At 71.6% G+C, this 17621-nt stretch carries 18 protein-coding genes; 7 read left to right on the top strand and 11 right to left on the bottom strand.

Annotated features, from left to right (window positions below):
- Position 1: 1 nt before the first annotated feature.
- Both VEA62_RS06260 and VEA62_RS06255 read right to left on the bottom strand, forming a co-directional pair.
- Positions 2-1258 carry a TadE/TadG family type IV pilus assembly protein gene (locus VEA62_RS06260; RefSeq protein WP_324819720.1) on the bottom strand — a complete coding sequence of 419 codons (1257 nt, stop codon included), beginning with the start codon at positions 1256-1258 and terminating at the stop codon, positions 2-4.
- The gene (locus VEA62_RS06255) at positions 1258-1692 is read right to left on the bottom strand and encodes a response regulator (RefSeq protein WP_324819718.1); all 435 of its coding nucleotides are present in this window, start codon (positions 1690-1692) and stop codon (positions 1258-1260) included. Before VEA62_RS06255 ends, VEA62_RS06260 begins: the two co-directional genes overlap by 1 nt.
- A gap of 176 nt (positions 1693-1868) precedes the next feature.
- Here VEA62_RS06255 and VEA62_RS06250 point away from each other — a divergent pair, with 176 nt between their 5' ends.
- Together VEA62_RS06250 and VEA62_RS06245 are read left to right on the top strand one after the other, a co-directional pair.
- A complete protein-coding gene (locus VEA62_RS06250; protein WP_324819716.1) occupies positions 1869-5168 on the top strand; it encodes an EAL domain-containing protein in 3300 nt (1099 codons plus the stop codon).
- 64 nt (positions 5169-5232) lie between these two features.
- Positions 5233-5640, top strand: coding sequence for a response regulator (locus VEA62_RS06245; protein WP_324819714.1), 408 nt, complete (start codon positions 5233-5235; stop codon positions 5638-5640).
- A gap of 37 nt (positions 5641-5677) precedes the next feature.
- Here the strand turns inward: VEA62_RS06245 and VEA62_RS06240 are convergent, their stop codons facing one another.
- From VEA62_RS06240 to VEA62_RS06220, 5 genes are all read right to left on the bottom strand, one after another.
- Entirely contained in the window at positions 5678-7018 is a 1341-nt protein-coding gene (locus tag VEA62_RS06240) for an MFS transporter (RefSeq protein WP_324819712.1), read from the bottom strand.
- 74 nt (positions 7019-7092) lie between these two features.
- Positions 7093-7491 carry a DUF2177 family protein gene (locus VEA62_RS06235; protein WP_324819710.1) on the bottom strand — a complete coding sequence of 133 codons (399 nt, stop codon included), beginning with the start codon at positions 7489-7491 and terminating at the stop codon, positions 7093-7095.
- 34 nt (positions 7492-7525) lie between these two features.
- On the bottom strand, positions 7526-8308 hold the full coding sequence (locus VEA62_RS06230) for a DUF1295 domain-containing protein (RefSeq protein ID WP_324819708.1): 783 nt from the start codon (positions 8306-8308) through the stop codon (positions 7526-7528).
- A 54-nt stretch (positions 8309-8362) separates the two neighbouring features.
- Positions 8363-9004, bottom strand: a complete 642-nt coding sequence (locus VEA62_RS06225; RefSeq protein WP_324819706.1) for a ChrR family anti-sigma-E factor — start codon at positions 9002-9004, stop codon at positions 8363-8365.
- Entirely contained in the window at positions 9001-9549 is a 549-nt protein-coding gene (locus VEA62_RS06220; protein WP_324819704.1) for a sigma-70 family RNA polymerase sigma factor, read from the bottom strand. Before VEA62_RS06220 ends, VEA62_RS06225 begins: the two co-directional genes overlap by 4 nt.
- Before the next feature lie 145 nt (positions 9550-9694).
- On the opposite strand from VEA62_RS06220, the gene VEA62_RS06215 reads away from it, so the two are divergent.
- Genes VEA62_RS06215 through VEA62_RS06205 form a run of 3 tightly spaced genes read left to right on the top strand, consistent with a single transcriptional unit; the run spans position 9695 to position 13027 of the window.
- Positions 9695-11041 (top strand): NAD(P)/FAD-dependent oxidoreductase, encoded by a 1347-nt coding sequence (locus VEA62_RS06215; protein ID WP_324819702.1) that lies wholly within the window; start codon positions 9695-9697, stop codon positions 11039-11041.
- A complete protein-coding gene (locus tag VEA62_RS06210; protein WP_324819699.1) occupies positions 11038-11841 on the top strand; it encodes a DUF1365 domain-containing protein in 804 nt (267 codons plus the stop codon). The genes VEA62_RS06215 and VEA62_RS06210 overlap by 4 nt, the downstream gene beginning before the upstream one ends.
- Positions 11831-13027: a cyclopropane-fatty-acyl-phospholipid synthase family protein gene (locus VEA62_RS06205; RefSeq protein WP_324819697.1), complete on the top strand. Its 1197-nt coding sequence runs from the start codon at positions 11831-11833 to the stop codon at positions 13025-13027. The genes VEA62_RS06210 and VEA62_RS06205 overlap by 11 nt, the downstream gene beginning before the upstream one ends.
- 28 nt (positions 13028-13055) lie before the next feature.
- On the opposite strand, the gene VEA62_RS06200 is transcribed toward VEA62_RS06205, so the two are convergent.
- Positions 13056-13883, bottom strand: coding sequence for a hypothetical protein (locus VEA62_RS06200; RefSeq protein WP_324819695.1), 828 nt, complete (start codon positions 13881-13883; stop codon positions 13056-13058).
- 241 nt (positions 13884-14124) lie between these two features.
- On the opposite strand from VEA62_RS06200, the gene VEA62_RS06195 reads away from it, so the two are divergent.
- A complete protein-coding gene (locus VEA62_RS06195) occupies positions 14125-14676 on the top strand; it encodes an OmpA family protein (protein ID WP_324819693.1) in 552 nt (183 codons plus the stop codon).
- Between the two features lie 44 nt (positions 14677-14720).
- Here the strand turns inward: VEA62_RS06195 and VEA62_RS06190 are convergent, their stop codons facing one another.
- The 3 genes from VEA62_RS06190 to VEA62_RS06180 are packed head-to-tail and all read right to left on the bottom strand — an operon-like array spanning position 14721 to position 16081.
- Complete coding sequence (locus VEA62_RS06190) at positions 14721-14885, bottom strand: hypothetical protein (protein WP_324819691.1); 165 nt, start codon at positions 14883-14885, stop codon at positions 14721-14723.
- Positions 14886-14942: 57 nt separating this feature from the next.
- Complete coding sequence (locus tag VEA62_RS06185; protein ID WP_324819689.1) at positions 14943-15581, bottom strand: hypothetical protein; 639 nt, start codon at positions 15579-15581, stop codon at positions 14943-14945.
- Positions 15578-16081, bottom strand: a complete 504-nt coding sequence (locus tag VEA62_RS06180) for an RNA polymerase sigma factor (protein WP_324819687.1) — start codon at positions 16079-16081, stop codon at positions 15578-15580. Before VEA62_RS06180 ends, VEA62_RS06185 begins: the two co-directional genes overlap by 4 nt.
- Positions 16082-16200: 119 nt before the next feature.
- Between VEA62_RS06180 and VEA62_RS06175 the strand changes: the two genes are divergently transcribed.
- The gene (locus VEA62_RS06175; RefSeq protein WP_324819685.1) at positions 16201-17523 is read left to right on the top strand and encodes a S8 family serine peptidase; all 1323 of its coding nucleotides are present in this window, start codon (positions 16201-16203) and stop codon (positions 17521-17523) included.
- The last annotated feature ends 98 nt before the right edge of the window (positions 17524-17621 follow it).

The following is a 17621-nucleotide window of genomic DNA, read 5'->3' as shown; positions in this document are numbered from 1 at the left end:
CCTACTGGATCAGGCGGGCGCCGCCGGCGCGGGGGCCGACGCCCTCGGGGACCGGGACGCTGGAGGCGTCGTAGTTGGCGTTGATGAACAGGGAGGGCGAGCCCTTGAGCTGGATCTCCTTGGCCACGATGACGGTCCAGGCGCTGTCGCGGGCGACGTCGGAGTCGCCGTCGACGATCAGCCGGGCGTTCGGCACATAGAGGACGCCCAGCAGGGACTCGACGTTGTCGGCCGAGATGACGAAGTCCTGGCGGTTGCCGCGGGTGCCGCCCATGACGATGCCGGCGTAGGGGCCCGTCTTGCGGCCGTCGAGAGCGACCATGGCGCTGTCGGTGAAGTCGAATTTCGAGGCGCTGTCGAAGAACAGGGCCACGTCGTCGCCCTCCAGCCGGGCGGTCTCCTTCACCACCAGGCTGCCCTGGAGGAAGAAATGCTCGCCGGGCTCGAGCACGACGCGGGCGTCGCCGGAGGCCTCGATACCGCCGCAGTGCCGCCCGGCCCGGACGGTGTGGACGCCGGTCGAGACCTTGACCCGGTTGGCCAGCTCGACGGCGGTGCAGAGCAGGCCGATCTGGGGGTTGCGGTCGAGGTCGAGGTCGGCGAACGGATCCGCGATCGGGGCGGCGCCGGTGCTGGGCGAGGGGCTGATCAGGCCGTCCGCGGTGGTCACGGCCTGGACCGAGGCGGCGTCGATGACGCCCCCCTCGACGAGGATGTCGCGGTTGGAGTGCACCAGGCAGGCCGGGGCGTTCATGCGGCTGGCGTCCCTGACGTTCAGCAGCCGCGCGCCGGTGTCGCCGGTCACCAGGACGCAGAGGGGGACCAGGCCGACGGAGCTGGCGATGGCCTCGGCGTTGAACTTCCAGCCGCCGGGCGGCAGCATGCTGGCGAAGAAGGACGGCCGGTGGCCGTTGAGCAGGACGCGGATGGCGCGCTGGCCCATCCGGTCGACGATCTCGTAGCTGGCGGTGTAGCTGGGCGCCTCCGCCCCCCATTCGGTCATCTGGGCCTCGACGAAGGCGGCGGCCCGCTCGCGCGCCTCGGCCCCGTCGGTGGCGAGGGCCAGCGAGGGGGCGCCGGCCAGGGCGCCGGAGTCGGCGATGGCCTGCAGCCGGGTGTCGGCGGCGTTGACCGCCAGCAGGTCGATGGCCCCGACGCCGACCAGCAGTACCGCCGGCGCGAGCAGGGCGAATTTCAGGGCGATGGAGCCGTCGAGCGACCCGCGGAACCGCCTCAGGAGTTTCGAGACGACGCCCATCACGCCGCCGCCTGTCCCGGTGCGGCCCGCGCCTGGCGCTCGGCGCGCAGGACGTAGCGCACCTGGTAGCTGAGCAGACGCCAGTTGAGCGGCTTCATCACGAAGGAGGTGGCGCCGAGGCGGAAGCAGCGGTCGATGGCCTCGACGTCCTCGCGCCCGGTCTGCACGATGACGGCGGTATGCGCCAGGGCGGGGTCGGCGCGGATCTGGGCCAGGGCGGCGAACCCGTCCATACCGGGCATCTCCAGGTCCAGCAGCACGAGGTCGTAGGCCCGGGCCCTGAGCATCTCCAGCGCCCCGACGCCGTCGGAGGTCACGTCGATATGGGTATTGGGGCTGGCGAGATTGACCTGGGCGAACTCCCGGAGAATCGGGTCGTCGTCGACGAAAAGGATCCTCGCATCGTCATCCAGAACGTAGAAAAAACCACTCATTGGGATCCCTCGGTGGCCGCCGTTCCGGCCACTCAGCCCGCCCCTACTTCCCCCCATTAAGCGTCAAGTCATTAAAGGTCAGTATAGCAACCAGTGATCGGCAAGGAGCGGCGGGTTTGGCACTTCAGGTTCGCAATGTCCGGTATCGTACGATAGGCCGAAAGCTTGTTGTTCTGGTGCTTTGGGCCCTCGCCGCGACCGCGATTGTTACCGCTACGCTGCTGGGCTGGACCGATGCGCGGCGTCAGACCGCCGTGGAAACCGAACGACTGACCCGCACCGCCATGGTGATCGGCTCGATCGCCGCCGATTCCGTGCGCGCCGAGGATCGCCAGGGGACGTTCGCGGCGCTGAGGGCGATCTCGCAGATGCCGGATGTGACCTACGGGCGCATCCAGGTGCTCGACGGCCGGTTGCTGGCCGAGACAGGCGGCGGCGTTCGCCTGGCCTCGGACGTCAGCCTGGACGACGGCGGCCGCGCCTCCGTCTGGTCGGTTCTCAATACAGGCACCATCGAGGTCCACGCTCCGGTCGTCAGCCGGGGCGAGCGCGTCGGCGAGATCACGCTGCTGGCGCGGACGCCCGGCGTTCGCGAACGGGTGCTGGGCTCGATCATGGTCACCATCCTCGGCATCGTCGTCGCCGGACTGGCGGGGCTGTTCATCGCCGTGCGGCTGGGCCGCCGGATCGCCGCGCCGATCGTCCGGCTGGCGGCCTTCGCCAACCAGGTGCGCGACACCCAGGACTATTCCGAGGATCCCGACGTGGTGACGGACGACGAGGTCGGCGACCTGGCCGACGGCGTCCGCTCCATGCTTCACGGGCTGCGCGAGCGCGACCGGCGCATCGCCGAACACGTCGCCGGCCTGGAGACGACCGTGGCCGAGCGCACCGCGCAGCTGTCCGAGGCCAAGGCGGCGGCCGAGGCGGCCAACGCCGCCAAGTCCGACTTCCTGGCCGTGATGAGCCACGAGATCCGCACGCCGCTGAACGGCATCCTGGCGCTCAGCGACCTGCTGAACCGCTCGGACCTGCCGGAGAAGCCGCGCCGCTACGCCGAGGTCATCGCCAACTCGGGCAAGTCCCTGATCAGCATCATCAACGACATTCTGGACTTCTCGAAAGTCGAGGCCGGCAAGCTGGACCTGGAGAGCGTCGAGATCGACCTCGGCGTGATCGCCGCCGACGTCGCCAGCCTGTTCGCGGGGCGCGCCGCCGAGAAGGGACTCGATCTGGCAGTCTACGTCAGTCCGGCCATCGGACCGGTCGCGGGCGACCCGACGCGCCTGCGCCAGGTCATCAGCAATCTGGTCAACAACGCCATCAAATTCACCGAGACGGGCGGCGTGACTATCGCGATGGAGCCAGCGACCGACGGGTCCGGACGGGTCGAGTTCGCCGTCGTGGACACCGGCCCCGGCATTCCCGCCGACAAGCTGCCGGGCCTGTTCGAGGCCTTCGCGCAGGCCGACCAGAGCACGACGCGCAAGCACGGCGGCACCGGGCTGGGGCTGGCGATCTGCGACCGGCTGGTTCGCGCCATGGGCGGCGACTGGGTGCTGTCGAGCCGCGAGGGCGAAGGCTCCAGCTTCGGCTTCAGGGCCGCGATGCCGCCGGCCGGCGAGGCGCCCGCGCCGCCCGTGTTCGAACCCGGCTGGTCGATCAGCCTGGAGGGGTCGGCGGAGTCCACCGTGGCGGTCCTTCGGCGGTACGCCGACGACCTGCACTTGCCGGTCGTCGCGCGGGAGCAGGCCAGCGCGCGGATCGTCGCCGATCTCGCCGACGGAGTGCGGATCGTCCCTGCGACCCACCCTGAGAGGTCATGGCTCCTGACCGGCCCGTTCCGCGGCGACGAGCTGCTGCAGGGCCTTCACCGCCTGTCCCTTGGCCTCGATCCGGCCGCCGGGACCGACCGCAAGGCCGGCTCGCAGGGGGCCCGGTTCCCCGGCGCGCAGGTTCTCGTGGTGGACGATTCCGACGTCAACCGCGAGGTGGCGGCCGAGGCGCTGGCCCAGTTCGGGGTGGACCCGGCCTTCGCCCACGACGGCCTCGAAGCCGTCGAGCGGCTGAGGACCGAGCGCTTCGACCTCGTGCTGATGGACGGCTCCATGCCGCGGCTCGACGGCTTCCAGGCCGCCGCGATGATCCGCCGGGAGGAGGCCGAGAGCGGGCGCGACCGCGCCACCATCCTGGCCCTGACCGCGCACGTGATCGGGACGGCGGCGAACGCCTGGCTGGACGCGGGGATGGACGGTGTGATCCACAAGCCCTTCACCCTGGACGACATCGAGGCCGCCCTCTCCCGCCACTGCGGCGCCTTCGCCGTGGCCGCCGCCCCCGCCCCGGCCGCCGCCGGTACGGCCGTATCCGCCGCCGACGACCTGTTCGACCCCGCCATTCGCGCCGATCTGGACCGCATGGCCGCGTCCGGCCGCCAGGATTTCGTGCTCCGCGTCGAGGGCCTGTACGCCGACAACGCGCCCCTGCGGCTGGGCGAACTGCGCGACGCCGCCGCCTCAGGCGACATGGACGCCGCGGCGCGAGCCGCCCACGCCCTGAAATCCATGAGCCTGAGCCTCGGCGCGCGCGCCGTGGCCGAAGCGGCCTCCGCGCTGGAAACTTCGGCCCGCGGCGGCGAATGCCCGCCCGAAGCGGTGAACCGCTTGGCCGACCTGGTCGCGCGCACCCTGGCGGCGATGGGACTGTCGGCGTCGGAGACCCAGCCCCTCTCCGCGTCCGCGCCCGCCATCCTCGACGCCATCCGCGACGGCGAGCTCGACCTCGTCTTCCAGCCCATGATGGACAAGTCCGGACGGTTCGCCGGCAAGGCCGAGGCCCTGGTCCGCTGGAAGACAGCCTCGGGCGAGTCCCTGTCGCCCGCCGATTTCGTGCCCCGGCTGGAGGCCGACGGCTCGGTCCGCCATCTGACGGACTTCGTGCTGGAGCGGGCGACGACCCTTGCCCTAGCCCGCCCCGACCTGAAGGTTTCGATCAACGCCTCGGCGATGGAGTTCCAGCAGCCGGACTTCGCCGACCGGGTGGAAGCCGTCCTGGCCCGCGTGGGCTACCCGGGCGAACGACTGGAGATCGAGGTCACCGAGACCGCCATTCTGGACATCGGCGCCGCCCGGCCGACCCTGGAGCGGCTCGGCCTGCTGGGCGTGGGCGTGGCCCTGGACGACTTCGGCTCCGGCTACACAAGCCTGCACGCCCTGCGGGAGCTCCGCTTCACCACGCTGAAGATCGACAAGAGCTTCGTCGACCGCTGCCTCGACGACACCGCTTCGGCGGCCATCGTCCACGCGGTCATCGCCGTCGGCCGATCGCTGGGCATGCAGGTCGTCTGCGAGGGCGTGGAGACGGAGGCCCAGGCCCAATTCCTGCGGGTGGCCGGCGTTCACATGATCCAGGGCTATTTCTATTCGCGGCCGACGCCCTTCCAGGCGCTTCCCGCCGCCGAGGCGGTGGCGGCGTGACGTTAATCATTCCTGTTCCGGCTTCGGTAGTGATGCCGGCCTATTCTGCTTCCTGGAGGACCAGATGGCCGTGATCGTTGTGGTCGACGACGACCCGACAATTCAGATGATCGCATCGGAGCTGCTCCGCGAGGGTAACCACGCAGTGGTGTGCGCCGCCGACGGCAACGAGGCGCTGCGGGTCCTTGCGTCCATGCCGGTCGATCTGGTGGTCATGGACATGCTGATGCCCAACAAGGACGGGCTCGAGACGATCATCGAGGCTCGCGAGCTCTATCCGGACCTCCGCATCCTGGCGATCTCTTCCGGAGGCCGGGTCGGCGTGGGCGATCTCCTGCGCATGGCCAGGATATTCGGGGCGGACGATACCTATGTGAAGCCGCTCAGGCTGGACACCTTCGCCGCCACCATCGACCGCATGCTGGCCGAGCCGCGGCAGGCCGTCGACATCATGGTGGCCGAAGCGACCTAGGCCCTCCGGTCCGGGGCCTCGCCGAGCCGGTCCGCGATCAGGACCTGGCCTCGAGCCGCTTCAGGTCCTCGGCGTCGATGGCGGCCAATGAAGCCCCCCGGCTCTCGCGCATGACCAGGGCCGCGACCAGGCTGACCGCGCCGGCGACGAGGATGTACCAGGCGATCGGAACCCAGGAATCGTACTGGCGCAGCAGGGCCGTGCCGATGAGCGGGGCCCACGAGCCCGCGACGATGGCGGTGGCCTGATAGCCGAGCGAGACGCCGGAGTAGCGCATCCGGGTCGGGAACATCTCGGTCATGATGGCGGGCTGGGCCGCGTACATCAGGCCGTGCACGGCCAGACCCAGCATGATGGCCCCGAGGATCATCGCCGTCCCGCCGGTGTCGAACATCGGAAAGGCCACGAAAGGCCAGGCCAGCGTCAGCGCGGCCCCGGCCAGATACACCGGCCTGCGCCCCACGCGGTCCGCCAGCCAGCCGATGAGCGGGATGACCACCACGTGCAGGATGTGGGCGAGGAACAGCAGGGCGAGGATGCGGGTGGTGTCGACCGCCCGGTGGTGCAGGTAGGTGATCGAGAAGGTCACGACCATGTAGTAGAGGATGTTCTCGCCGAACCTCAGGGCCATGGCGGTGAACACGCCGCGGGGGTGGCGGCGGAACACCTCGGTCAGGCCATAGCCGGCCTCGGCGCGCTTCTCCGTCTCCTCGCGCGCCTTTTCGAAGATCGGCGAGTCCGTCACCTGGGTGCGGATGTAGTAGCCGATGGCGATGATCACGACCGAGAGCCAGAAGCCGATGCGCCAGCCCCAGGCGGTGAAGGCCTCGTCCGACAGCAGGGCGGAGAGACCGAGCAGCACCACAGTGGCCAGCAGGTTGCCCAACGGAACGGCGGCCTGCGGGAAGCTGCCCCAGAACCCCCTGGAGCGGTTGGGGCTGTGCTCGGTGACCAGCAGGATCGCCCCGCCCCACTCGCCGCCCAGGGCGAAGCCCTGGATGAAGCGCAGGCCGACCAGCAGGGCCGGCGCCCAGTAGCCGATGCTGTCGAAGCCCGGCAGACAACCCATCAGGAAGGTCGCCGCCCCGATCAGCAGCAGGCTGAACTGCAGCAGCGACTTGCGCCCGACCCGGTCGCCGATGTGGCCGAAGACGATGCCGCCCAGCGGCCGGGCGATGAAGCCCACCGCATAGGTGGCGAAGGCGGCGATGATGCCGTCCAGCTCATTGCCGGTGTCGGGGAAGAACAGCTGGCCGAACACCAGGGTGGCGGCGGTGCCGTAGAGGAAGAACTCGTACCACTCGACCACCGTCCCTGCCATCGAGGCCCCGACCACCTTGCGCAGATACGGAAGGTCGGCGGTCTGTTCGTGCTTCATCGGGGGCCCCTGTGTCCGGACCGCCGACCTTGGCGCAAGCGGAATGGAGGCTCAAGGGCGGTGAGGCCCGGCCCTCAGCTGAAACGGCTGGCCAGCCAGTAGCCGCCGAGGGACGCCGTGGACGTGAGGACGGCGCCCCACGCCATGTCGATCAGCGTCACATGCACCGGCCACACCCGCAGCGTCGCCTGGTTGGTGAGGTCGTAGGTGGCGTAGGCGATCAGGCCGAGCACCGCGCCGGTGGTCGCGGCCTTGACCGCGGAGACCTCCCGCAGCGCCGGCGTCACCGCCAGGACGACGATGCCCGCGACATAGATCAGATAGAAGGCGACCGCGGGGCGCATGTCCGGCTGCGGCGCGAGCAGCTCGCCGATGGCGGGGCGGTAGAGACGCGGGCCGACGGTCGTCAGCCAGATGGCGTCCAGGGCGGCCATGACGACGCCGGAACCGAGGTAGGCGAGCAGATAGCGCATGGGGTCTTCCTTCAGGCCGCAGTCGGCGGCGGGTTCATCGGGATCGGGGCGGAAGGGGCAGGAACCGGGACACACGGGCCTGGTACCGGCGGTAGGCCTCCGGACGGGACTTCAACATCTGGGCCTCGAGCATCGGCACGCCGCTGACGTGATTGAGCAGCCACCACATCAGGACGGGCGCCGGCAGGGTCAGCCAGCCGGCGGCGTGGCCGGGGTCGAACGCCATCGCCGGCCAGGCCAGCCAGACCGTCCACTCGAAGAAATAGTTGGGGTGCCGCGACCAGGCCCACAGGCCGGTGTCGGCGACCCTGCCCCGGTTGGAGGGATCGCCGCGGAAGGCGGCCATCTGGCGATCCGCCACGGCCTCGCCCGCGACAGCCGCGAGCACGACGAGCGCGGCCAGGCCGTCGCGCCAGTCGAGGCCTGGCTCGGGCCGGACCGCCGCCGCCCGGATGGACACGACCAGGACCACGACCGTCGCCGCCTGGATCATCAGGAAGCCCCAGGCCTTCAGGCCCCAGCCGCCCCAGGCCTTCCTGAAGTCTTCGTAGCGAGGGTCGGGAGACGAGGCCCGGGCGGTCCTGACCGCGAGATAGCCGCCGAGCCTGAGCGCCCAGACGCCGATCAGCAGGGCGGCCAGGCCCTGCCGCGCCGGGGCGGCGTCCGGCGCGGGCCAGAGCGCGGCGGCCGCCCCGATCAGCCCGACCGAGAGGGCCCAGATCACGTCGGTCCAGCCGCCGTCGCCGGTCCGGCGCACGATCAGCCATGCGGCCGAAAGGGCGGCGATCGAGGCGGCGCAGACGAGGATGATCGGCATGGGCCCTCCGGTGTTCGCCAGACCTACGACGCGGGGCGGCGGCCGGATGCCTGCCTACATCCGCACGAACGGCTGCAGCAGCTTGCCGAGCCAGCCGTCGAGCAGGATCTGGCCGTCCAGGGCGGCGACGCACAGGCAGGGCTCGTCGGACACGACGCGCGGCTGGTGCAGGGTCTGGTGATCGGCCTCCTCCATATCGCCGACCTCGAACCGCTCCGTCTCCGTCGCATAGGCGCCGGTCAGGACGCAGGTCAGCTCGACGCCGCCATGGGTGTGCCTGGGGGTGGTGCGACCCGGCTGGATCTCCAGCAGGATGACGCGGCAGGCGCCGTCGCGCGGGCCGTGCACGTCGCGGACCCGCACGCCCGGACCCATCCACCGCCACGGACCGAGGGGCAGCCGGCGCAGGGGCTCGGGCAGCTGCGGCATGTCGTTCAGCGGCGGGGGCGTCCGCGCCGCGCCGGCGTCGACCTCGGTGCGCGCCAGCACCTCGGCGAGGGCGTTATCGCCCATCGGCTCCGGCTCGAGGTCGCGCAGGACCTGGCCGCCGAGGGCCTGCAGCCGGCGCGCGAAGGCGGCCGTCCGCGGGCGGAACGACAGGTGCGCCGCCACCACCACGGCCTCGGGGGGGCTCAGGCCGCCGGCCGCGTAGGCGAGCAGACGCTCGTCCGAAACGGTGTGACGCAGGGCGGTCATTCCTGCCCCCTGGTGGGTTCGAGTATCAGTCTCAGCTTGATCATGGCCTTGCGGATGCGTGATTTGACGGTGCCCAGCGGCAGGTCGAGCGCGCGGGCGATTTCGGAATGGGCGTCGCCTTTGAAGAAGGCGAGACGCAGCACCGCCATCTGGTCGGGAGAGAGCTGGCGCATCGCCTCGTTCAGCCGGGCGGCCTCCTCGGCCTCGCTGAGCAGGTCGTCGGGGCGTTCGGGCTCGTCGGGGGTCAGGTCGAGGTCCGGCAGGGCCGACTCGCGGCCCTCGCGGCGCAGGACGTCGAGCCGGCGGTTGCGCGCGATGGTGAAGATCCAGGTCGCCGCCCCGGCGCGCGAGGGATCGAACAGGTCGGCCTTGCGCCAGACCGTCAGCATGGCGTCCTGGGCGAAATCCTCCGCGGCGCCGGCGGGCGCTCCGGCGCGCATCAGATAGGCCTTCAGGCGGGGCGCGAAATATTCGAACAGCCGCGAGAAGGCCGCGCGGTCGCGGTAGAGGGCGACGGCCTGGATCAGCCGGGCATGCTCGTCCATGCGCGCGCTCACCGGGCTCCGTTCCGCCTGCAGTTCGGCCGCGTGTCCATACATGGTCCTGATACGCCGCCGCGATCCAACCGGATCACGGCATCCGACAGCAAAGGCTCGACGTATCGAAGCCGATTTTGCCGTCGGAGTCTGCATGTCCCCCAACGCCGCGTCACCAGCCGCCGATCGCCGCCTCCGTATCGCGGTCGTGGGCTCCGGCATATCGGCCCTGTCGTGCGCCTGGCTCCTGTCGCGGAAGCACGAGGTGGTGGTCTACGAACGCGAGGACCGTCTGGGCGGGCATTCGCACACCGTCGAGGTGCAGGGCGACGGCGGCGACGTCGTTCCCGTCGACATGGGCTTCATCGTCTTCAACGAGGCGACCTATCCCAACCTGATCGCCCTGTTCGACCATGTGGGGGTGCAGAGCCGACCGACCGACATGTCCTTCGCCGTCTCGCTGGACCAGGGCCGGTTCGAATACGCCGCTCCCGCCCTGTTCGCCCAGCGGCGCAACGCCTTCCGCCCCCGGTTCTGGACCATGCTGGGCGAGGTGCTGCGCTTCTACCGCGACGCGCCGGGGCAGATCGCGGCGTTGAGCGGCTCCGATATGACGCTCGGCGACTATCTGAAGCGGGAGGGGTTCAGCGAGGCGTTCCGCGACGATCACCTGCTGCCGATGGCGGCGGCGATCTGGTCGTCGCCGGCGCATACGCTGATGGACTATCCGGCGGAGTCCTTCCTGCGATTCTGCCACAACCACGGCCTGCTGAAGCTGGTCGGCCGGCCCGTCTGGCGAACGGTGGCCGGGGGCAGCCGCGTCTATGTGGCGGCCCTGGCGCGGGCGCTCGGCCAGGGCGTGCGGCTGGGGCGGCAGGCCGCCCATGTCCGGCGGCTGGCCCAGGGTGTCGAGGTGCGCGACGTCCACGGCGGGATCGACCGGTTCGACCACGTCGTGATCGGAACCCACGCCGATCAGGCGCTGGCGCTGCTGGACCAGCCGACGGAGGATGAGCGGGCGCTGCTCGGCGCCTTCCGCTACAGCCGCAACCTGACCGTCCTGCATTCCGACGCCAGCCTGATGCCGCGCCGTCGCCGGGCATGGGCGGCATGGAACTACATTGGCGTCGATGGCGGTCTTTGCGTCAGCTACTGGATGAACCAGCTGCAGGGGCTGCCGGGGCGCGACCTGTTCGTCACTCTCAACCCGCCAAGGCCGCCGCGGCCCGACACCCTGCTCCGCACCGAGGTGTTCGAGCATCCGGTCTTCGATCCGGCCGCCGTGCAGGCCCAGAAGTCGCTATGGCGGCTGCAAGGCGAGGGTGGCGTCTGGTTCTGCGGCGCCCATTTCGGGGCCGGCTTCCATGAAGACGGCCTGCAGTCCGGCCTCGCGGTCGCCGAGCAACTGGGCGGCGTGCGCCGGCCGTGGACCGTTCCGAACGAGAGCGGCCGCATCCACCTCGCGCCCGCCCCGTCCGTGGATCTGGAGGACGCGGCATGAGCGAGGCCTCAGCCCTCTATCGCGGCGAGGTCATGCACCGGCGGCTGCGGCCTCGCCAGCACCGGCTGGCGTACCGCGTCTTCTGGCTGTTGCTCGACCTGTCCGAGATCGACCGGCTGGACCGGAGCCTGAAGCTGTTCTCGCGCAACCGCTTCAACCTGCTGTCCTTCCATGATCGAGACCACGGCGACGGCTCCGGAACCGCGCTCCGCGAGCAGATCGAGGCGCTGCTTGCCCGGGCCGGCCTCGACAGCGGGGGCGGTCCGATCCGGCTGCTGACCATGCCGCGGGTGCTCGGCTACGTCTTCAACCCCATCAGCCTGTTCTACTGCCACCACCCCGATGGTCGGCTGGCGGCGATGATCTACGAGGTCACCAGCACCTTCGGCGTCCGGCACGCCTATCTGATCCCTGTCCCGCCCGCCGATCAGGCCGTCGGCCGGATCTCTCAGGGCGCGGCGAAGGCCCTGCACGTCTCGCCCTTCATGGGGATGGAGATGGACTACGAATTCCGGGGCCGCGTTCCGGGCGAGCGACTGGAGCTGAGCATCGGCGGCTTCGACGCCGACGGCCCGCTGATCAACGCCGCCATGATCGCCGACCGGCGGCCGCTGACCGACGCCGCCCTCCTTTCCGCGGTCGCCGCCATCCCGCTGCTGACATTCAAGGTCGTAGCCGCCATCCATTGGGAGGCGCTGAAGCTCTGGCTCAAGGGCGTGAGGCTCAGGCCCGCGCCGGCTCCGGCCGCCGAGCCCTTCACGATCCAGACTGAAGCGAGGAGCAGCCGTCTTGGCCGGTGAACCGCCGCCGCCGGGCTTCAGTCTGTTCCTGCGACTGCTGTCCTCCAACTGGTCGTGGGGGCGCCTGACCCTGGTCCTGCCCGACGGAACGCGGCGCCGCCTCGAGGCACGCCACGCCGGCCACGAGGCCGTGCTCGAAATCCGCAGCTACCGGTTCGCCGGCCGGGTGCTCAGGGGCGGCGATATCGGGTTCGCCGAAGGCTATATGGCCGGGGAATGGGACTCGCCCGATCTCGCCATCCTGCTGGAGGCGCTGGCCAACAACTACGACCACATCCGCCGCCTGTTCGACGGCAATCCGCTGGTCAACGCCGTCAACTGGCTGGGCCACCGGCTGAACCGGAACAGCCGCCGCGGGTCACGCCGCAACATTCACGCCCACTACGACCTCGGTAACGCCTTCTATGCGTCGTGGCTGGACGAGACGATGACCTATTCCTCGGCCCGCTTCGAGCGTCCCTCGCAGCCACTGGCCGAGGCGCAGAGGGCCAAGTACGCCGCCCTGGCCCAGCGGATGCGCCTGCAGGCCGGTCACAGCGTGCTGGAGATCGGCTGCGGCTGGGGCGGCTTCGCGGAGTTCGCCGCCGGCGAGGTCGGGGCGACCGTCACGGGCATCACCATCTCGCGCGAGCAATACGACTTCGCCCGCCGACGCCTGTTCGAGGCCGGACTGGCCGGGAAGGCGACAATCGAGCTGGTCGATTATCGCGATGTGCAGGGACAGTTCGACAGGGTCGCGTCCATCGAGATGTTCGAGGCCGTCGGCCGCGAATACTGGCCGACCTACTTCAGCAAGGTCAGGTCCGTGCTCAAGCCGGGCGGGGTCGCGGGCCTGCAGGTCATCACCATCCGCGACGACCTGTTCGACGACTACGAGGCCCGCACGGACTTCATCCAGAAATACGTCTTCCCCGGCGGGACGCTACCGTCGGAGCGACAGCTCGCGCCCGTCGTGTCCGCCGCGGGGCTGCACTGGCGCGAGGTCGACCGCTTTGGCCCGGACTACGGCCGCACCCTCTCCTGCTGGAGCCGCTGCTTCGAGAGGGCCTGGCCCGTCATCCGGCGCGTGTCTCCCCGGTTCGACGAGCGCTTCCGCCGGCTGTGGCTGTTCTACCTCGCCTACTGCGAGGCAGGCTTCCAGTCCGGCCGCACCGACGTCCTTCAACTGACGCTCGGCAGACCCTGACCCCGGCCGCGGTCGGATCGGGCGCAGGTCACCGGCTCCCGAGCATCTGCGACCAGCGCCAGCTGCCGGTTCCGAACACGACGCGCTGACCGCCCGCGAAGGTGATCAGGACGAGGCCGCGCATCGATTGGCGGCGGCAGGCCTCGGGAGCGAAGGCGACCTCCAGGGCGATGGCCTGGCGAACGCCGGCGAGCCCCTTGCCGGCCTGACCGGGAGTCTGGATCCAGTCGCCATCCCAGACGAGCAAGGCGCGGCCGGGGCCGACTTGCCGGTGCGCCTGGGCGACGGCGGCCCGGACCTCGGGATCGGCCCGCAGAGCCTCCTGCAGGCGGCGGATCATGTCGCAACCGGCCCCGTCGCCACCGGCGCCCGAGCCGGCGCCCTGTCCGGATCCCTGCCCCGCTCCCGCGCCCTGCCCCGAGCCGGAGCCGGCGGTGGCGGCCCCGGCCAACTGGGCCTCTCCGAGGCTGGCGAACACCGGAGCGGGCGCGGCGACAGCGGCGGGCAGCGGCTCTACCGCGGGTGGCGGCGGCGCGACGACCCGGGCGGCGCGGGGCGCGGGCCGCGGCGGGGCCGGGCTTGGCGGCGCCGGCGGTTCGGGCGCGGGGGGCGCGGCGTCGGGCGGCGCCGCCGCCCCCTCTTCGGCCGGGGCCTCGCCGCGCACTTCGGGGGGCGGCGGCGGTGGCGGCGGGCGGAACAGGGTGACCTCGACGGGCTCGTCGGCCGGCTCGAACAGAATCGGGGACGCGGTCGGCGGCCGGACCAGCACGATCACCGCGAGAAGCGCGAGATGCAGGCCGATGCTGCCGCCCGCGGCGAGCAGCCAGCGCCGTCTCCGACCCCGGGATTTCAGCATTCCTCGATCCGCGTTCCCTATAGACATGCGCCTTCCGGGTTGAGTCGCAGATGTTCTGCTTCGCACTGCAGATCATCTGCTCGCGTCAGGAACGTGGCGACGGGCCCCGACTGCGGCGCTGCTTATGGTCAAGCTGACATGATCTCGCCCCGGTCGGGTCATCACTCCGCCGTGACCGCTCAGCTAGCTGAGCTTTCGGGGATTAAACGGGACTGGCGAACCCGCACTCAGGAGACTCACCTTGAAACGATCGACATACAGGACCGCCGCCCTGACCGGCGCGGTGCTCGCCCTCGGACTGGCCGCCAGCGGGTGCGCCAGCCATCGCTTCGTCCGGGACAACATCGCCGTGGTCGACACCCGCGTCACCGAGGTCGAGGGCACCGCCGGCGAGGCCCTGGCCCGCGCCAACGCGGCCCACAAACTCGCGGAAGGCAAATTCCTCTACGAGGTGGTGCTGGCCGACGACTCGATGAAATTCCCGGTCGACGAGGACGCCCTCTCGCCCGAGGCCGAGGCCCGGCTGTCAGAGCTGGTGCAGCGGCTCAAGGCCGAGAACCGCAACGTCTACCTGGAAATCCAGGGACATACCGACGCCACCGGCGACGCCGAGTACAATGAGCGTCTCGGCGCGGCCCGGGCCGAGGCGGTGCGCCGCTTCCTCAGCCGCGACGGCATCGCCCTGAACCGGATGGCGACCATCTCCTACGGCGAGGAGTCCCCGGTGGCCCCCAACGAGACGCCCGAGGGCCGTGCCCAGAACCGGCGCGTGGCTATCGTCGTCCTGAGCTAGGACCTGCGCAGCGGCCGCCCGCCTCCCCGGGCGGCCGTTTCCGTTCAGTCCGCTCTGGCCCGCCGGTCGCGGCTTTCAAGCAGGTGGACCAGCAGGGCCTCGTATTGATCGGCCAGCTCCGCACTGGCCGCGCGCTCGCGCGAGTCCAGGGTCTGGGCGGCGCGGCGGCGCCAGAGCTCGGCGCGGCTGCGCAGGGTTTCCTCGTCCATGGCGCGTCCAACGAACGGCCCCGCCTGATTCATCCCGCCTGCTTCAGCCGCCGTCCGTCAGCGCCAGCCGCCGTCCCGGGCCTGGACCTCAGCCGCGGCGTCGAGCGTCTCGCCGGCGATCAGGGCGTCGACGGCGGCCAGCACCGCCGGCGGCGTGTCGGCGCCCGCCGTGCGGACTTCGGCGCCCGACGCCTGGAAGGGCGCCAGCACCTGCATACGCCAGTCGTCGCCTGTGCGGCAGGCCAGGCCGGCGACCCCCGCCTCGCCCGCCTGGAAGGTGCGGCACCAGCGGCCGTCGGCGTCGCGGAACGTCAGCCCCACGGCCCGGCCCGCGTCGTCGGAACCATCCGCCGCCAGGCCGTGGTCCAAGACCCGCACCAGCGCCGCATCGGCGATGGCGCCGTCCGCCGCGACGGCGAATCGGTCCGGAGTGCGGTCCTGCCCCAGCCAGCCGACGGCCAGGCCCAGCACGAAACAGGCGGCGGCGAGCGCGCCCCAGACCGGCGCCTGGCGCGGCGCGAAGGCCTCGCGCAGGGCGTCCGCCGCCTGCGCCGTCCAGACCTGGAACGGCGACCCGGTCTGCGCCGGGCTGTTCATGATCAGCCGCGCCAGTTCGGCGTCCCGTGGGTCGGGTGCGACGGGGAAGGCCTCCCGGGCCAGCCGCTTCAGCGTCTCGTCGTCATAGCGGTCGGTCATGCGCTCACTCCCTGTTCGGTCAGGGTCTGGATCAGGGTCTGGCGGCCGCGCACGAGGCGGCTGGTCAGGGTGCCGGCGGGCACCCTCATCACCTGGGCCGCCTCGGCGTAGGACAGGCCGTCGACCAGCACCAGCGCCACCGCCAGCCGTTGGTCCCGCGGCAGCCGGTGCAGCGCCTCGCGCACCGCCAGGGCGTCGGCGCGCAGGCCTTCGTCGGCCTGGCCGCCGTCCGCGACATTCGGAGTCATCTCGTCCTCCGGCGTCACCACCCGGCCCCAGCGGGTCTTCGCCCGCCCCTGATCGATGTGGATCCGCCTCATGATGGTGAAGGCCCAGCTGTCCAGCCGCGTGCCCGGGCGGTAGCCGCCGCGCTTCGCCAGGGCCCGCTCCACCGTGGCCTGCACCAGGTCCTGGGCGTCGGCGTCGGAGCGGCAGACGGCGCGCGCGAAACGGCGCAGCCTCGGCAGAAGCGCCACCAGCTCCGTCTGAAACCCATCCAAGCGTTTACTCCGGTCATCTGGATGAAACGTCCGGGCCCAGGCGTTTCATCCCCGGACCTTTCTCCATTGTCGCGCCGACGCCAATGGCCTTTGATGAAATGTCGGAACGGAGCAAGCCGGTGTCGCTACGCATTCTGTCGGCCTGCGCCCTGGCGGGACTGGCGCTCATGGCGGCCGCCGCGCCGGCGCGTGCGCAGATCGGGCTGCCGGGCGGCATGCCCGGCCTGCCGTCCCTCCCGGGCGGCCTGCCGGAGCGGCTGCCCGTCGACCCCGACCGGCTCCAGGACGACCTGCGCGGCCGTGTCGACAGGACCCTGCAGGCGCCGTCGCGGCTGCGCGACCTCATCCGGAACTCCGACGGGGCCCTGGAGGCCGATCCGAACGGCTGGCCGGTTGTGCGGGCCGAGATCGTCGCCGTCGATCCGTCGCCGGCCGGGCGCCGGGCGGCGCTGGACGCCGGTTTCTCCGTCGTGCGCGAGGAAAGCCTCGAGGGGCTGGATATCGCCGTCCTGGTGCTGGCCCCGCCGCGCGGCCTGTCGCTGCGCCGGGCCGTGGAGCGGCTGCGCCGCCTCGATCCGGAGGGCGCGTACGAGTTCAACCATGTCCACAGCCCGGCCGGCGCGCTGGCGGCGGCGCCGGCGCCGTCTCCAGCCATTGCCTTGCCCACAACCGCCCAGGGCGGCGGAGCGCGGCTGGGGCTGATCGACACCGGCGTCGACGCCGGCCATCCGGCGCTGGCCGGGGCCACGGTGCGTCAGCGCGGCTTCGCGGGCGCGGAGCGGCCCGGCGGCCACGGCACGGCGGTGGCCTCGCTGCTGGCGGGGCGGGCCGGCGCCTTCTCCGGCGCGGCGCCGGGGGCGACCCTGTTCGTCGCCGACGTCTATGGCGGATCGCCGGCGGGCGGCTCGTCCACCGGCGTCGCCCAGGCTCTGGCGTGGATGGTCCAGAACGAGGTGCCGGTGGTCAACGTCAGCCTGGTCGGGCCGCGCAACGCCCTCGTCGAGGCCGCGGTCCGGCGGGCGACGGGGCGCGGCGTGATCATCGTCGCGGCGGCGGGCAATGACGGTCCCGCCGCCCCGCCCCTCTATCCGGCCAGCTATCCCGGGGTGGTCGGCGTCACCGCCGTCAACGCCCGCGGCCGGGTCCTGCCCGAGGCCGCCCGGGGCCCGCAGGTCGACTTCGCCGCCCCCGGCGCCGACATGGCCGCCGCCGGCCCGGGCCAGGGCTATGTCAGTGTGCGCGGAGCCTCGTTCGCCGCGCCCCTGGTGGCCGGGCTGCTGGCCCGCCGGCAGGGCCGGGGCGACCCCGTCCAGGCGCTCGCGGCCGAGGCGCGCGATCTCGGCGCCCGGGGGCCGGACCCGATCTACGGCCGGGGCCTCGTCGCCGCCGGCCTGCGCGTCGATCCCGCCGCCGTGTCGGCCAGGGGACGGCTGTCGCGCTGATCTGCCCGCGCGAATTTTTCCGGCGACGCCGGATGGATCGCCGGACCCCCGTCGTTGGACCCTGCGAGGGCGGATCTTTCCGCCCGGCTCACTGCAGG

This window comes from Brevundimonas sp. (assembly GCF_035627475.1).
Lineage (GTDB): Bacteria > Pseudomonadota > Alphaproteobacteria > Caulobacterales > Caulobacteraceae > Brevundimonas.
The sequence above is the reverse complement of the archived record's forward strand: the minus strand, read 5'-3'. Positions and strand labels throughout refer to the sequence as shown.

What these genes read in the sequence shown, in the direction of transcription:
- VEA62_RS06260 (WP_324819720.1), bottom strand. Translation starts at nt 1,258, where the DNA reads ATGGGCGTCGTCTCGAAACTCCTGAGGCGGTTCCGCGGGTCGCTCGAC.
- VEA62_RS06255 (WP_324819718.1), bottom strand. Translation starts at nt 1,692, where the DNA reads ATGAGTGGTTTTTTCTACGTTCTGGATGACGATGCGAGGATCCTTTTC.
- VEA62_RS06245 (WP_324819714.1), top strand. Translation starts at nt 5,233, where the DNA reads ATGGCCGTGATCGTTGTGGTCGACGACGACCCGACAATTCAGATGATC.
- VEA62_RS06240 (WP_324819712.1), bottom strand. Translation starts at nt 7,018, where the DNA reads ATGAAGCACGAACAGACCGCCGACCTTCCGTATCTGCGCAAGGTGGTC.
- VEA62_RS06235 (WP_324819710.1), bottom strand. Translation starts at nt 7,491, where the DNA reads ATGCGCTATCTGCTCGCCTACCTCGGTTCCGGCGTCGTCATGGCCGCC.
- VEA62_RS06230 (WP_324819708.1), bottom strand. Translation starts at nt 8,308, where the DNA reads ATGCCGATCATCCTCGTCTGCGCCGCCTCGATCGCCGCCCTTTCGGCC.
- VEA62_RS06225 (WP_324819706.1), bottom strand. Translation starts at nt 9,004, where the DNA reads ATGACCGCCCTGCGTCACACCGTTTCGGACGAGCGTCTGCTCGCCTAC.
- VEA62_RS06220 (WP_324819704.1), bottom strand. Translation starts at nt 9,549, where the DNA reads ATGGACGAGCATGCCCGGCTGATCCAGGCCGTCGCCCTCTACCGCGAC.
- VEA62_RS06215 (WP_324819702.1), top strand. Translation starts at nt 9,695, where the DNA reads ATGTCCCCCAACGCCGCGTCACCAGCCGCCGATCGCCGCCTCCGTATC.
- VEA62_RS06210 (WP_324819699.1), top strand. Translation starts at nt 11,038, where the DNA reads ATGAGCGAGGCCTCAGCCCTCTATCGCGGCGAGGTCATGCACCGGCGG.
- VEA62_RS06200 (WP_324819695.1), bottom strand. Translation starts at nt 13,883, where the DNA reads ATGCTGAAATCCCGGGGTCGGAGACGGCGCTGGCTGCTCGCCGCGGGC.
- VEA62_RS06190 (WP_324819691.1), bottom strand. Translation starts at nt 14,885, where the DNA reads ATGGACGAGGAAACCCTGCGCAGCCGCGCCGAGCTCTGGCGCCGCCGC.
- VEA62_RS06185 (WP_324819689.1), bottom strand. Translation starts at nt 15,581, where the DNA reads ATGACCGACCGCTATGACGACGAGACGCTGAAGCGGCTGGCCCGGGAG.